This is a genomic window from Intrasporangium sp., assembly GCF_039812505.1.
Taxonomy (GTDB): Bacteria; Actinomycetota; Actinomycetes; order Actinomycetales; family Dermatophilaceae; genus Intrasporangium_A.
Window position 1 is genome coordinate 1 of sequence record NZ_JBDIAQ010000023.1, and the last position, 13,803, is coordinate 13,803.

The window sequence follows — 13,803 nt, forward strand, 5'->3', positions numbered from 1 at the left end:
ACCAAGGCCGCGGGCCGATGTCCGAGCGCCATCGAAGCGCGCCGGGCCGGCGGCTGACCCGCCGCCTGCCCGCAAGTGCGGGCCGAGTCTAGGCTCGATCCGTGCGCACCCACGTCGTGAGCAACCAGGTCCCGCCCTTCGAGGGCCACCACCTGCTGGAGCAGGACCGCCCGCTCGCCGAGGCGGTCGCGCGGTGGGCCGACCCGGGGGACGTGCCCGCGCTGCGCGAGCTGGGCCGGCTCGGCGGCACCGCGGAGGCCCTGGAGCACGGTCGCCTCGCCGATGCCAACCCGCCGATCCTGCACACCCACGACGCGCGCGGCAACCGGATCGACGAGGTCGAGTTCCACCCGTCGTGGCACTGGCTGATGACCCGGGCCGTCGGCGCCGGGCTGACCGCCGAGCCCTGGACCATGCCGGCCGGCAGCCGGGCCCACGTGCGCCGCGCGGCCGGCTTCCTGATGTGGTCGCGGGTCGAGGCCGGGCACGGGTGCCCCGTCTCGATGACGTATGCCGCCGGCTCGGCGCTGCGGCACGACCCGCGGTTCGCGTCGGGCCTGCTGCCCAAGCTCGCCAGCCGCGAGTACGACTTCGGGATCCGGCCGGTCGCGGACAAGTCCGGGGCGATCTCGGGCATGGGCATGACCGAGAAGCAGGGCGGCAGCGACGTGCGGGCGGGCTCGACCGAGGCGGTCCCGGCGAAGGACGGCCCGCTCGGCGGTGACACCTACCTGCTGCGCGGGCACAAGTGGTTCTGCTCCGCCCCGATGAGCGACGTCTTCCTCGTCCTCGGCCAGGCGCCCGGCGGGCTGACCTGCTTCGTCGTGCCCCGGGCCCTCGACGACGGCACCCGCAACCCGTTCGCCATCCAGCGGCTCAAGGACAAGCTCGGCAACCACTCCAACGCCTCGAGCGAGGTCGAGTTCGACGGCACCTGGGGCAGCCGGCTGGGGCCGGAGGGGCGCGGCGTGCGCACCATCATCGACATGGTCGGGGCGACCCGGCTCGACTGCATCCTCGGCTCGACCGCGACGATGCGCGACGCGCTGGCCCGCGCAGTGCACCACGCCCGGCACCGGCAGGCCTTCGGCGCGGCGCTCGTCGACCAGCCGCTGATGCGCAACGTGCTGGCCGACCTCGCCCTGGAGGCCGAGGCTGCGACCGTGCTCGGCCTGCGGCTGGCCCACGCCGTGGACGACGGTGAGACCGACCTGGTGCGGCTCGGGGTGGCCGTGGGCAAGTTCTGGGTCTGCAAGCGCACGGCGCCGATGGTGGCCGAGGCCCTCGAGTGTCTCGGCGGGAACGGGTACGTCGAGGAGAACGTGCTCGCCCGGCTCTACCGCGAGGCGCCGCTCAACTCGATCTGGGAGGGCTCGGGCAACGTCAACGCCCTCGACGTGGTGCGCGCGATCACGCGCGACCCGGCCAGCCTGCAGGCCCTGACCAAGGAGCTGCACGTCGTGCGTGGGCGCAGCACCGAGCTCGACCGCTTCACCGACTCCGTCCTGCTGCGGGCCGGCTCGCTGGAGGCCGACTCCCCCACGGCCGCCTTCACCGCACGGTCCCTGGTGGAGGGGCTCGCGCTGGCCCTGCAGGCGGCACTGCTCGTGGAGTACTCCCCGGGGCCGGTGGCCGACGCGTTCCTGGCCAGCCGCATCTCCCGCCGGTGGGGCGACACCTTCGGGTCGTTGCCGGTCGACCTGGCCGGCTCGGTGGGTCCGGTCATCGACCGGGCCGGCTGAGCGAGCTTCGGCGACCCGCCCGGCCGGCCCCCGAGGGGTCAGGTCGCGGCCAGCCGCGCCTTCTCGGCGGCGACGTCGAAGTGCGCCGGCGGCCACCTGAGGTCGAGGTCGCGCAGCGTCTCCAGCAGCAGGCCCTGCACGGCGAGGCGGGCGTACCACTTGCGGTCGGCCGGCACGACGTACCACGGGGCTGCGGCGGTCGAGCACCGGTCGAGCACGGCCGTCCTGTCCGCTCGGGCCATGGCGACATCCTGCCGTCTCACAGCCCCGCGAGGAACTGCGTGACCGCCCGCTCCCACCGCTCGGTGTCGTAGTTCCACTCCCGGCAGTGCCCGGCCACCTGCCACTGTTCGAGACGCACGATGTCGGGACGCCGGCGCGCGAGCTCCACCGCCGGACCGATCGGCACCAGGTCGTCGGCCTCCGAGTGGATCACGAGCATCGGTCGCGAGAGCTCGCCCGAGCGCCGCACCCAGTCGGTGCGGCCGACGTCGATCGGCTCCCGCACCCCCACCAGGCCCCCGGCGCGCGGCATGCCCATCAGGCCCGACGCGACCGCGACGACCCACTCGGGGATCCGTTCCAGCCGGGCGTGGTGGCGCATCACGGCCGTCCAGTCGAGCACCGCCGAGTCGAGCACGACCCCGCAGACCCGGTCGGCCAGGATGGAGTTGTCCAGCACCTGCAGGGCGATCGCGCCGCCCATCGACCAGCCGAACAGCACGATGCGCCGGGCCCCTTGGCGCACCGCGTGCCGCAGCGCCGCGTCGACGTCGCGCCACTCCGCCAGGCCCAGGCCGTAGCGGCCGTCGGGGCCCCTCGGCGCGTCCCGGTCGTTGCGGTAGCCCACCACGAGGGCGGTGATGCCGGCGGCCCGCAGCAACGGCACGGCCCGCAGCGTCTCCTCCTTGCGGGCCCCACGCCCGTGCACGAGGACCGCCCACGTCGTCGTGGCGCCACGGGCCGGCTCCGGGCGCACCAGCCACGCCGGCACCGCGCCGAGCTCGGTGAGGACCACGACGTCCTCGTCGGGGATGCCCATGCTGACGCTCGGCCGGTCCCAGTACCAGTACTGGTTCCACCGGGCCGGGCCGGGCCGCAGCCGGCCACGGTCGAGCGCCACCAGCTCCCGGGTCACCGACTCCTCGTCGAGCCGCAGGATGCGGCCCAGCCGGGCATGCCCGGCCCCGCCGTCGAGCCAGAGCCCGTAGCGTCCCGGCACGACCGTCTCCGGGGTGACGCCGAGGCTGACCGCGCGCCCGCGATGGGCCAGCACCACCACGTCGTCGGGCTGCTCGTCGTCGGGGGTGAGCAGCCTGCGGGCGAAGTACGCGCCGGCCGCGACCGAGCCGCCCGCGACGCCGAGCAGCGCGCCGGCCCCGGCCACGGCGGCCGCGAGCAGGGGCCGGGTGATGAACCGTCGCCACGTCACGGGCGCCATCCTCGCAAACCCGTGGCTGCCACCCGGGCACAAAGCACGACCTCGTGGTGTTGGCCCTGGCATGAGTCCCGAGCAGACCGATCGTTACGCAGTGACCTTGACCGACGAGCAGTGGCGCGAGCGCCTGACTCCTGAGGAGTACCAGGTGCTGCGCCGGGCCGGCACCGAGGCGCCGTTCCGGGGTGAGTACACCGACACCGCCACCGCGGGGGTCTACTCGTGTCGCGCGTGCGGCGCCGAGCTGTTCCGCAGCGACACGAAGTTCCACTCACACTGCGGCTGGCCGTCCTTCTACTCACCCCTGGCCGGTGACCGGGTGGAGCTCATCGACGACACCTCGCTCGGCATGCGCCGCGTCGAGGTCCGGTGCGCCGCCTGCGGCTCGCACCTGGGCCACGTCTTCGAGGGCGAGGGCTACGACACCCCGACCGACCAGCGGTACTGCATCAACTCGGTCAGCCTGCGCCTGATCCCCGACGCCGGCTGAGCGGTCGGCGCGCTGCGGCCGGAGGATGACGTCCGCGGCAGTGACACGCATGGGCTGACCGGATGCCGCAGACACGGGCTCGATGCGGTGCCGCCCGGGCGACGCACGACTAGGGTTTGAGCCATGACCGATCAGTCGAACTACCGGATCGGTGACGAGGAGCGCCGGCGCGCGGCCTCGCTGCTCGAGTCGCACTTCCAGGCCGGGCGTCTGGACGCCGACGAGTACGAGGACCGGCGCGGCAAGGCGCTCGACGCAGTGACCCAGGCAGACCTCGACACCCTCTTCACCGACCTGCCGGCACAGGCGCCGCAGCCGCTGTCCGGCGCGGGCGAGGCGGTGGCGGGCGAAGGCTCCCCGAGCCGGTCCCGACGGCAGCTGCGCGACACCGTCATGGCGCTGCTGCCGTTCCTCGCGCTGCTGCTCTTCTTCGTGACCAAGCAGTGGCTGTGGTTCCTGATGATCCCGGTCGGCGGGATCGTGCTGTACGGCCAGGGCGGTCGTCCCTCACGCCGGGACCGGCGGCCCGACCGCGACGGCTGACCCGAGCCACCGGTCCCGGGACGAACGCGAGGCCGGGTCAGCGCAGCGCGGCCACCAGTTCGTCGGGTGAGACCCGCGGGCCGGTGAAGAACGGGATCTCGGTGCGCACGTGCAGCCGCGCCCGGGCGGCCCGCAGCTCGCGCATGAGGTCGACGATGCGGTCCAGCCGGTCGGCCTCGAAGGCCAGCAGCCACTCGTAGTCGCCCAGGGCGAACGCGGCGATGGTGTTGGCGCGGACGTCGGGGTACTCGCGGGCCATCCGGCCGTGCTCGACCAGCAGGTCGCGGCGCTGCTTGTCCTCCAGGAGGTACCAGTCGTAGGAGCGGACGAACGGGTAGACGCAGACGTACTTGCGGGCCCGCTCGTCGGCCATGAAGGCCGGGACGTGGCTCTTGTTGAACTCGGCGGGCCGGTGCAGCGCCGCCGAGGACCAGACCGGCTCGAGGGTCTCGCCGAGCCCGGTGCGCAGCAGCCCGCGGTACGCGGCCTGCAGCTGCTCGATCGTCTCGGCGTGCCACCAGACCATGAAGTCGGCGTCGCCGCGCAGACCGGCCACGTCGTACAGCCCGCGCACGGTCACGCCCTCGCCCTGGACCTTATCGAGGAAGGCCTGGAACTCGGCGAGGACGACCTCGCGGTCCTCGCCGAGCGGGGCGACCGACCCGAAGACCGACCACATCGAGTAGCGGATGGTGTCGTTGATCTCGCGCATCTGGGCAGGGGTCAGTCGCTCGCTCATGCCCCCATCATCACCCGCGGGGTCCACCGGCCCCCGTCCGGGTCACTGGGTGAGCAGCCGACGGGCTGCCGCGCGCCCGGACGCGATGCAGGCCGGGACGCCCACCCCGTCGTATGCCGCCCCGCCCGCCTCCAGCGTCGGCGGCAGCCCCGCCCGGGCCCGCTCGACGAGCCCGCGGTGACCCACGGCGTACTGCGGCAGCCCACCGCCCCAGCGCTGCACGTGCGTGTCCAGTGGGTCGGGCACCGGGCCGAGGACCGTCGTGACGTCCTCGAGGGCCAGTCGGGCCAGCGCAGGGTCCGGCCGCTGCAGCGTGGCCTCCTCGCCCTGCCGGCCGAGGGAGACCCGGACGAACGTGCGGTCCGGGTGGGCGACGGCCAGCCACGGCCACTTGACCGAGCTGAACGTCGACGCCTTGATCGTCAGCGGCTCGGTGGGCGGCACGAGGAAGCCGCTGCTGCCCGCGAAGGGCGCGCCCGGCGGGCCGGCGAACGCGATGGTCACGACGGCCATCGACGCGTACTGCACCTGCCCCAGTGCGGCGGCCGACTCGGGTGCGACGGTGGCGAGCAGCCGCGCGGCGGGCGCGGCGGGCGTGGCGAGCAGGACCCGGTCGAACCGCCGGCTCACCTCGCCGGTCGTCGGGCCCGTCACGAGCACCCAGTCGCCCGGCCGACCGGTCAGGCGCCGCACCATGGTCCCGGTGTGGATCTGCACGCCGTCCGACCGGAGGGCCGCGGCGAGCAGTCCGGGCAGCGAGCCGAGCCCGCCGACGAGCGTGGCGAAGACCGGCTGTGGGACGTCCCCGGCCGCCCGGGACGACGGCGCTGCGTCACGCGCGGCCTGCAGCAGCGACGCGCCGGCCAGCCCAGCGGCATACAGTGCGGGGACGGCCAGCTCGGCCGAGATGTTGCGGGAGTGTCCGGCATAGATGCCGGCGAGCAGGGGCTCGACGAGCTTGTCCGTCACAGCCGCGCCGAGCCGGTCCTCGACGAGCCGGCCCACTGCGACATCGCCGCCGGTCGGGGCGGTGCGGACCTCGTGGCGCAGCCGCTGCACCTCGGGCGGGGTCAGCAGCCCGGCGACCGAGTCCGGATCGGCCGGCACGCCCATGAGCGTGCCCCGGGGCATCGGCCAGCGTCGGCCGTCCGAGACGATCGCGGCGCCCACCGCGGCCGGGTGGGTCAGCCGGTCGGCCAGGCCGAGCTCGGCGACGAGCCGGACCGCCTCGGGGCGACGGACGAGCATCGACTCCGCCCCGACGTCGACCGCCACGCCCGCGACCTCGGCCAGCCGCAGCCGCCCGCCGAGCAGCGGCGAGCCCTCGAGGACCGTGACGGACAGGCCGGGCCCGGACCGGGCAAGCTCCCAGGCCGCGGCGAGACCGCTGATCCCGCCGCCGACGACCGCAACACTCAGGGCCATGGAGTGCACTCTGTCATCCGGCCCGCGCAACGATCCGGGCGCCCCCGGTGTCTTCCCGGGTGGACGGGCCGCCCGACGCGGCACGTCGGGGCGAAGGAGGCGACGATGACCGCGATCACCCGGGCCGCAGCGAGCGGTTGGTTCCGTGGCCGGCGGGCGTGGCTGTGGGCGGCGCTGCTGCTCGTGGCCGTCGCCATCCCCGTCGGGCTGGCGTACCGTCCGGACGGATCGGCCACATCCAGCGAGGCCGTGGCGCCGCCGGCTCCGAACCTCGTTGCCCCGCGCGCGGCCGGCGCCGACGCCTCGGGCGCCGCGGAGTCGGCGCCCCCGAAGACCCCTTCGCGAACGACGGCGGAGACCGGGCCGAGCCCCGTCGTGGGCCCGAAGCTGGCCCGCTCGGCGTGGCTCGGCATCGAGGTGCCCGACCTGGTCGCGGCCAGCGGCAAGGTCCGCTCGCTCACCGCGGCGGCCGGAGGCCAGGTGCTCTCGGAGAACGTCGTGACCGCGCCCGACCCGACCGGAGGCCCATCGCCCGGGCTCGGGGCCGACGACCCGACAGTGCCGCGGGTCGGGGTCGACCAGGCCCAGCTGACCGTGCGGGTACCCGCCGACCGGCTCGACGCGCTGGTGGACGGGCTCTCCCGGATCGGGACGGTCTCCTACCGTTCGTCCCGCACCGAGGACCTCACCGACGGCTACGTGGACGTGACGGCCCGGATCGGTCCCCTTCGTGACGCCGTCGCCCAGGCTCGCGCCCTGCTCGCCCGGGCGACCAGCCTCGGGCAGATCATCCAGCTCGAGAACGAGGTGACGCGACGACAGGCCGAGCTCGACTCGCTGCAGAGCCGGCTGGCGGCCCTCGAACGGCGCACCACGACCTCGGACGTCACGGTGAGCCTGTGGACCGGCACCACGCCGGTGGCCCCGGCCACGACGGGCTTCCTCGCGCAGCTGCGCCAGGCCTGGACCGGGCTGCTGGACTCGGTGACCGTGCTGGTCACCGGGGTGGCGGTGCTGCTGCCCTGGCTCGCGGTGCTGCTGGTCGTCGTCCTGCTGGGGCGCCGGTGGTGGGCCCGGCGGGGCGGCCGGCCGCGGCCGGCCGCCGCACAGTCGGCCCCGGGAGCCGACTGAGCTACCCGCGGCTGCGGGCGGTCCGGCGGCGCACGAGGGCGGCGACCTCACGCACCTCCGGCACGTGCAGCACCGCCGCGGCCACCAGGTAGACCACGACGAAGACCAGGCCGGACAGGCCGAGGACGACCGCGTTGCCGAAGACCCGCTGCCATGCGCTCATGTCCGACAGGTCACCGACGATCGGGGAGACCACCGCGAACGCGCCCCCACCGAGCAGGCCCGCCGCGACGGCGGCCACGGCGATCCGGGCAGTCCCGACGAGCACCAGGCCCAGGCCCAGCCGGCCCAGCCGGCGGCGCAGCAGGACGACCCCGGTGGTCGAGCTGAGCACGTTCCCGACCGTCATCCCAGCCGCGACGATCCCGAGTGCCCACTGCGGCGGCACGAGGTAGGTCAGCCCCGCGGCGAGCGCTGTCACGCTGGTGAGGACCACCTGCATGACCAGCGGCGAGCGGCCGTCATCGAGGGCGAAGAACGTGCGGTAGCAGAGCAGGTCGATCCCGAACGGGACGATGCCGAGGACCATGACCGTGAGGGCGTAGCCGCCCAGCTCGATCGAGACGGCGTCGATCCCGGGGTTGAGCAGCGCGACCAGCGGCCGGGCGGTGACGACCATGAAGACCATGACCGGCAGGTTGGCCACCAGTGGCAGCATCAGGCCCCGCCGGAAGTCCGCGCGCAGCCGCTGGGTGTCGCCGTCGGCGGCATCGCGGGAGAGCCGCGGGAACAGTGCGGTGATGATCGAGACCGCGACGAACGCGTGCGGCAGCATGAAGATCGTGAAGGCGACCTGGTAGAGCAGCGGCCCGCGGATGGGGTGGTCGGCGGTGCCGAACCCGGCGGCCCGGTTGAGCACCGCGGTGTTGATGAAGAAGCCGAGCTGCGAGACGGCCAGGCCGGCGAAGGCCCACAGGGCCAGCCGGCTCACCCCGCCCAGACCCACCCCGCGCAGCCCCCATCGGGGCCGGTAGGTGAAGCCGGCCCGGCGCAGCGCGGGGACCAGCCACAGGGCCTGCGCGGCGACCGACAGGGTCGCCGTGCCGGCGAAGAGCCAGATCATGCCGCCGGTCCACGCCTCGGGCGGTCGCGGCAGGTGCTGCCCGCCGTCGTCGAGCCGGCCCGGGTCCGGGTAGAGCACCATGAAGGCGACCAGGCCCGCGATCGCGACGACGTTGGCGATGAACGGCGCCCACGCGAAGGCGCCGAAGCGGTCGCGGGCGTTCAGGATCTGCCCGAGCAGGGCGTACACCCCGTAGAAGAAGACCTGCGGCAGGCACAGCAGGGTGAAGGCCAGCGCCAGGCCGGTGAACTCCGGCCCCCGGTCGCCGCTGAGCAGCCACACGAAGAAGCCGGCACCGAGCATCACGAGGGCGGTCAGCACGAGCATGCCCGCCAGGGCCACGGTCACGACCCGGTCGGTGAACTCCTGACCGCCGTCCGGCAGCTTCATCGCCCGCGACAGGGCCGGGACCAGGACCGCGTTGAGGATGCCGCCGGCGGCCAGCAGGTAGAGCACGTTGGGCAGGGTGTTCGCCAGCCCGAACGCGTCGCCCGCGGCCAGGGTGCCGATGATCGCGGTGGTGAGGGCGCCGCGCACGACCCCGAGGACGCGCGAGGCGAAGGAGCCGCCCACCATGACCAGGCTCGACCGGGCGAGCGACCCGTCGGCCATCAGCGGGCGGACACGTCGTGGACGAGCTCGGTGACGCGGGTCAGGACGTCGGGGTCGACGTCCGGCGGCACACCGTGGCCGAGGTTGAAGATGTGCCCCGGGACGTGCCGGCCCTCCTCGACGATGTCGACCACGGCCTCGCGCAGCACCTCCCAGGGCGCGAAGAGCAGGGCCGGGTCGAGGTTGCCCTGCACGGCGTGGCCCGGACCGATGCGCTCGCTCGCGTCCGTCAGGCTGACCCGGTAGTCCACGCCGACCACCTCGGCACCGGCCGCACCCATCAGCGCGAGCAGCTCGCCGGTGCCGACGCCGAAGTGGATCCGCGGGACGCCGAGGCCCGCCACTGCCGCGAGCGTCCGCGCCGAGTGCGGCTGGACGAACCGGGCGTAGTCCGACCGGGACAGGGCGCCCACCCACGAGTCGAACAGCTGGACCACCCTCGCGCCGGCCTGCACCTGCACCCGCAGGAACTCCCCCGACACCTGGGCCAGCCGGTCGCACAACGCATGCCACAGGCCGGGGTCGCCGTGCATCAGGGCCTTGGTGCGGACGTGGCTGCGGGAGGGCCCGCCCTCGACCAGGTAGGACGCCAGGGTGAACGGAGCGCCGGCGAAGCCGATCAGCGGGGTGTCGCCGAGCTCGGCCACCAGCAGCCGGACCGCCTCGGTGATGTACGGGACGTGCTCGCCGGTCAGCTCGGGCACCCGGTCGAGGTCGGCCCGTGTCCGGACCGGCCGGGCCACGACCGGCCCGACACCGGCGACGACCTCGAGGTCGAGGCCCACGGCGGCGAGGGGCACCACGATGTCGCTGAACAGGATCGCGGCGTCCACCCCGTGCCGGCGCACCGGCTGCATCGTGATCTCGGTGACCAGCTCGGGGCGGGTGCAGGCCTGCAGCATGGCGGTGCCGGCCCGCAGCGCGCGGTACTCGGGAAGGGACCGGCCGGCCTGCCGCATGAACCAGACCGGAGTCCGGGTCACCGGTTCACAGCGCGCGGCGCGCAGCAGGTCGCTCGCCCGGGTGCGCGCGGGGGCGGAGGAGGGCATCGCATCATCCTGCCACGCCCCACGGGCCGGGCCGAGCCACGCGCCCGGCGTGGCCTCCGGACAGAACCGAGGTGGGCGGCATACCCTCGTCAGGTGCACACGAGGACGCTGCCGGGGGCGCACGACGCGGGCTTCGCGAGGGCGCTGGGTGCCCTGCGCGACGTGCATGTCCGCCCCGAGGTGCGCCTCACGGAGGTCCCGGCCCCCAGCCGCATCGCGCCGCACGCGGTGGCCCTGACCGGCGACGTGCTCGACCCCGCCGACCCGGAGGCCGAGCTGGCCACCGGTCGCTTCGTGCTGCTCTACGACCCGTCCGTCCCCGACGCGTGGGACGGGGCCTGGCGCGTGGTCACCTTCGCGCGGGCCGAGCTCGAGCCGGAGCTGGCCACCGACCCGATGCTCGGCTCGGTCGGCTGGTCCTGGCTGATCGACGCCCTGCGCGACCGGGGGCTGGGCTGGACCGCCGAGGCCGGCACGGTCACCCGGGTCGTCAGCGAGGGCTTCGCCGGGCTCGCCGACCGGGGCGCCACCGTGGAGATGGAGATCCGCGCCTCCTGGACCCCCACCGACGAGGCGCTGACCGAGCACCTGCGCGCCTGGGGCGACCTGCTCTGCACCATCGCCGGCATTCCTCCGCTGCCCGACGGGGTCGTCCCACTCCCGGGCCCGCGCCGGTGAGTGACACCGGGCCACCGGCGGAGCCGGCCGACGAGCTCGAGCTGCTGGCCGCACCGGCCGACGGGGTGCCCGACGTGGTGGCCGACGAGGTGGCCCTCGCCGAGGCGGCCGACGCGGTCCGCTCGGGTCACGGGCCGATCGGGCTCGATGCGGAGCGGGCCTCCGGGTACCGCTACGGCCAGCACGCCTACCTGGTCCAGCTGCGCCGCAGCGGGGCCGGCACCTGGCTCGTCGACCCGGTCGCCTGCCCGGACCTCGGCGTGCTGGACGCGGCGATCGCCGACAGCGAGTGGATCCTGCATGCGGCGACCCAGGACCTCGTGTGCCTGGCCGAGGTCGGTCTGCACCCGCGGGTGCTCTTCGACACCGAGCTCGGCGGGCGGCTGGCGGGGCGGCCCCGGGTCGGGCTCGGCGCGATGGTCGAGCACTACCTGGGCGTGCGCCTGGCCAAGGAGCACAGCGCGGTCGACTGGAGCTCGCGGCCCCTGCCCGAGCCGTGGCTGCGGTATGCCGCCCTCGACGTCGAGGTGCTCGGCGACCTGCGTGACGCGGTGGCCGAGGACCTCGAGCGACAGGGCAAGCTCGCCTGGGCCCGGGAGGAGTTCGAGCACCTGCTGTCCTTCACCGGTCCCGAGCTGCGCGTCGACCCGTGGCGTCGCACGTCCGGGGTGCACAAGGTGCGCAGCCGGCGTGGGCTGGCCATCGTCCGGGAGCTCTGGCTCGACCGCGACGTCATCGCCCAGCGCCGCGACGTCGCCCCGGGTCGGGTGCTGCCCGACGCCGCGATCGCCGAGCTCGCGGCCGAGCACCAGCGCGACACGCGGCCACCACGCTCGGTGGGCTCCGGACAGCCGCGCCTGGCCAGGTCCATCCGCCGCAACGCGGAGGTGATCGTCGAAGGGATCGCGGCTGCGCTCGCCCTGCCCGACGACGAGCTGCCTCCGCTGAACCTGCCCCACGTCGGTCCCCCACCCCCACGTTCCTGGGCCGACCGCGATCCGGTGGCCGCGGCCCGGCTCGGCCGGTCCCGCGAGCTGATCGGCGCCGTCTCGGCGGAGCTGGCCGTGCCGGTCGAGAACCTGCTCACCCCGGAGCTGCTGCGCCGCTTCCTCTGGGAGGGGCCGCCGGCGCCGAGCACCGAGGAGGTCGCGCTCGCGCTGCGCGCCGCCGGCGCACGCCGGTGGCAGACCACGCTGACCGCGCCGCTGATCGCCCGGGCCTGCGCCGAGCACCCGCAGCCACCCCGTGGATAGTGCTCGCCCGGCGTGTCGATTCGCGTTCTAACTCATATATGAGATACGCTTTGGTCGTGTCACATCAGCCATACCTCACTCGAATCGGCGGCCTCATCCGGGACGCCCGCCGCCACAAGGGCCTGACCCAGGCCGAGCTGGCCCACCTGCTCGGCACCTCGCAGAGCGCGGTGACCCGCATCGAGGCGGGCAAGCAGAACCTCAGCCTCGACACGCTCGCGCGGATCGGCGACGCCCTCGACTCGGAGTTCGTCTCGGTCGGCTACGCCGGTGCCCAGCACCTGCGGGTCGTCGGCGGGCGCAAGCTCACCGGGTCGATCGACGTCAAGACGTCCAAGAACGCCGCGGTCGCCCTGCTCTGTGCCGCGCTGCTGAACCGCGGGCGCACGACCCTGCGCAACCTGGCCCGGATCGAGGAGGTCAACCGGATCCTGGAGGTGCTGGCCTCCATCGGCGTGCGCACCCGGTGGCTGCCCGACAGCAGCGACCTGGAGATCGTGCCGCCGGAGCGGCTCGACCTGGCCGCCATCGACGTCGACGCGGCCCGCCGGACCCGGACCGTCATCATGTTCCTCGGCCCGCTGCTGCACGAGTACGACAGCTTCGGCCTGCCCTACGCCGGCGGCTGTGACCTCGGCACCCGCACGGTCGAGCCGCACCTGGCGGCGCTGCGCCACTTCGGCCTGCACGTCACGGCGACCCACGGGGCATACGAGGCGACCCGCGACGCGACCGTGCGCCCGACCCGTGCCATCGTGCTGACCGAGCGGGGCGACACCGTCACCGAGAACGTCCTGATGGCCGCGGCACGCAACCCCGGCACGACGGTGATCCGCAACGCCAGCTCGAACTACATGGTCCAGGACCTGTGCTTCTTCCTCGAGCGGCTCGGCGTGCGGATCGAGGGCATCGGCACCACGACGCTGACGGTGACCGGGGTCGACGACATCGCGGTCGACGTCGACTACTCCCCCAGCGAGGACCCCATCGAGGCCATGAGCCTGATCGCGGCCGCGGTCGTGACCGGTTCGGAGATCACGATCCAGCGGGTCCCGATCGAGTTCATCGAGATCGAGCTGGCCACCCTGGAGGGGATGGGGATGAAGTACCGCATCTCCGAGGAGTACACCTCCGCCAACGGCCGGACCCGGCTGGTCGACCTGACCACCATCCCGGGGCCGTTGCATGCACCGACCGACAAGATCCACCCGATGCCCTTCCCCGGGCTCAACATCGACAACCTGCCCTTCTTCGCGCTCATCGGGGCGGTCGCGCAGGGCAGCACGATGATCCACGACTGGGTCTACGAGAACCGGGCGATCTACCTGACCGAGCTGACCAAGCTCGGCGCCAAGGTGCAGCTGCTCGACCCGCACCGGGTCATGGTCGAGGGCCCGACGCGGTGGCGGGCCGCCGAGGTCGGCTGCCCGCCGGCGCTGCGCCCGGCGGTCGTGATCCTGCTCGCCATGCTCGCCACACCCGGGGTGTCGATGCTGCGCAACGTCTACGTGATCAACCGCGGCTACGAGGACCTCGCCGAGCGGCTGAACGCGCTCGGCGCCACGGTCGAGGTCTTTCGCGACATCTGACGAGGCTCGAGCCGGCCGGCACGCCCACCGCCTGATCGCGCGATGTCGGGA

General features: G+C 74.2%; 12 protein-coding genes and 1 pseudogene. 7 read left to right on the forward strand and 6 right to left on the reverse strand.

The annotated features are described in order from the left end of the window. The first annotated feature begins 101 nt into the window (after positions 1-101). Positions 102-1,742, forward strand: a complete 1,641-nt coding sequence (locus tag WMI84_RS05235) for an acyl-CoA dehydrogenase family protein (RefSeq protein WP_347351041.1) — start codon at positions 102-104, stop codon at positions 1,740-1,742. 38 nt (positions 1,743-1,780) lie between these two features. Here WMI84_RS05235 and WMI84_RS05240 read toward each other — a convergent pair. Further along, positions 1,781-1,960 (reverse strand): annotated as a pseudogene (locus WMI84_RS05240) (polyphosphate kinase 2 family protein); the annotation flags it as partial. 41 nt (positions 1,961-2,001) lie between these two features. Next, positions 2,002-3,174, reverse strand: a complete 1,173-nt coding sequence (locus WMI84_RS05245; RefSeq protein ID WP_347351043.1) for an alpha/beta fold hydrolase — start codon at positions 3,172-3,174, stop codon at positions 2,002-2,004. Between the two features lie 70 nt (positions 3,175-3,244). On the opposite strand from WMI84_RS05245, the gene msrB reads away from it, so the two are divergent. Further along, positions 3,245-3,670, forward strand: a complete 426-nt coding sequence (gene msrB / locus WMI84_RS05250) for a peptide-methionine (R)-S-oxide reductase MsrB (protein ID WP_347351044.1) — start codon at positions 3,245-3,247, stop codon at positions 3,668-3,670. Positions 3,671-3,793: 123 nt separating this feature from the next. After that, positions 3,794-4,213, forward strand: coding sequence for a DUF1707 domain-containing protein (locus WMI84_RS05255; protein WP_347351046.1), 420 nt, complete (start codon positions 3,794-3,796; stop codon positions 4,211-4,213). Between the two features lie 37 nt (positions 4,214-4,250). On the opposite strand, the gene hemQ is transcribed toward WMI84_RS05255, so the two are convergent. Further along, positions 4,251-4,952, reverse strand: coding sequence for a hydrogen peroxide-dependent heme synthase (gene hemQ / locus WMI84_RS05260; protein WP_347351047.1), 702 nt, complete (start codon positions 4,950-4,952; stop codon positions 4,251-4,253). Positions 4,953-4,994: 42 nt separating this feature from the next. After that, positions 4,995-6,377 carry a protoporphyrinogen oxidase gene (hemG, locus tag WMI84_RS05265; RefSeq protein WP_347351049.1) on the reverse strand — a complete coding sequence of 461 codons (1,383 nt, stop codon included), beginning with the start codon at positions 6,375-6,377 and terminating at the stop codon, positions 4,995-4,997. A 105-nt stretch (positions 6,378-6,482) separates the two neighbouring features. Between hemG and WMI84_RS05270 the strand changes: the two genes are divergently transcribed. Further along, positions 6,483-7,508: a DUF4349 domain-containing protein gene (locus tag WMI84_RS05270; protein WP_347351051.1), complete on the forward strand. Its 1,026-nt coding sequence runs from the start codon at positions 6,483-6,485 to the stop codon at positions 7,506-7,508. A 1-nt stretch (position 7,509) separates the two neighbouring features. On the opposite strand, the gene murJ is transcribed toward WMI84_RS05270, so the two are convergent. Then, complete coding sequence (murJ, locus tag WMI84_RS05275) at positions 7,510-9,183, reverse strand: murein biosynthesis integral membrane protein MurJ (protein WP_347351053.1); 1,674 nt, start codon at positions 9,181-9,183, stop codon at positions 7,510-7,512. Further along, on the reverse strand, positions 9,183-10,232 hold the full coding sequence (gene hemE, locus WMI84_RS05280; RefSeq protein ID WP_347351055.1) for a uroporphyrinogen decarboxylase: 1,050 nt from the start codon (positions 10,230-10,232) through the stop codon (positions 9,183-9,185). The genes murJ and hemE overlap by 1 nt, the downstream gene beginning before the upstream one ends. A gap of 93 nt (positions 10,233-10,325) precedes the next feature. Between hemE and WMI84_RS05285 the strand changes: the two genes are divergently transcribed. The 3 genes from WMI84_RS05285 to WMI84_RS05295 are packed head-to-tail and all read left to right on the forward strand — an operon-like array spanning position 10,326 to position 13,752. Then, entirely contained in the window at positions 10,326-10,910 is a 585-nt protein-coding gene (locus tag WMI84_RS05285; RefSeq protein ID WP_347351057.1) for a DUF3000 domain-containing protein, read from the forward strand. Beyond that, positions 10,907-12,163 (forward strand): HRDC domain-containing protein, encoded by a 1,257-nt coding sequence (locus tag WMI84_RS05290; protein ID WP_347351059.1) that lies wholly within the window; start codon positions 10,907-10,909, stop codon positions 12,161-12,163. The genes WMI84_RS05285 and WMI84_RS05290 overlap by 4 nt, the downstream gene beginning before the upstream one ends. A 38-nt stretch (positions 12,164-12,201) precedes the next feature. Continuing rightward, on the forward strand, positions 12,202-13,752 hold the full coding sequence (locus tag WMI84_RS05295; protein WP_347351060.1) for a UDP-N-acetylglucosamine 1-carboxyvinyltransferase: 1,551 nt from the start codon (positions 12,202-12,204) through the stop codon (positions 13,750-13,752). Positions 13,753-13,803: the final 51 nt, after the last annotated feature.

What these genes read in the sequence shown, in the direction of transcription:
- msrB (WP_347351044.1), top strand. Translation starts at nt 3,245, where the DNA reads ATGAGTCCCGAGCAGACCGATCGTTACGCAGTGACCTTGACCGACGAG.
- WMI84_RS05255 (WP_347351046.1), top strand. Translation starts at nt 3,794, where the DNA reads ATGACCGATCAGTCGAACTACCGGATCGGTGACGAGGAGCGCCGGCGC.
- hemQ (WP_347351047.1), bottom strand. Translation starts at nt 4,952, where the DNA reads ATGAGCGAGCGACTGACCCCTGCCCAGATGCGCGAGATCAACGACACC.
- hemG (WP_347351049.1), bottom strand. Translation starts at nt 6,377, where the DNA reads ATGGCCCTGAGTGTTGCGGTCGTCGGCGGCGGGATCAGCGGTCTCGCC.
- WMI84_RS05270 (WP_347351051.1), top strand. Translation starts at nt 6,483, where the DNA reads ATGACCGCGATCACCCGGGCCGCAGCGAGCGGTTGGTTCCGTGGCCGG.
- murJ (WP_347351053.1), bottom strand. Translation starts at nt 9,183, where the DNA reads ATGGCCGACGGGTCGCTCGCCCGGTCGAGCCTGGTCATGGTGGGCGGC.
- hemE (WP_347351055.1), bottom strand. Translation starts at nt 10,232, where the DNA reads ATGCCCTCCTCCGCCCCCGCGCGCACCCGGGCGAGCGACCTGCTGCGC.
- WMI84_RS05295 (WP_347351060.1), top strand. Translation starts at nt 12,202, where the DNA reads ATGAGATACGCTTTGGTCGTGTCACATCAGCCATACCTCACTCGAATC.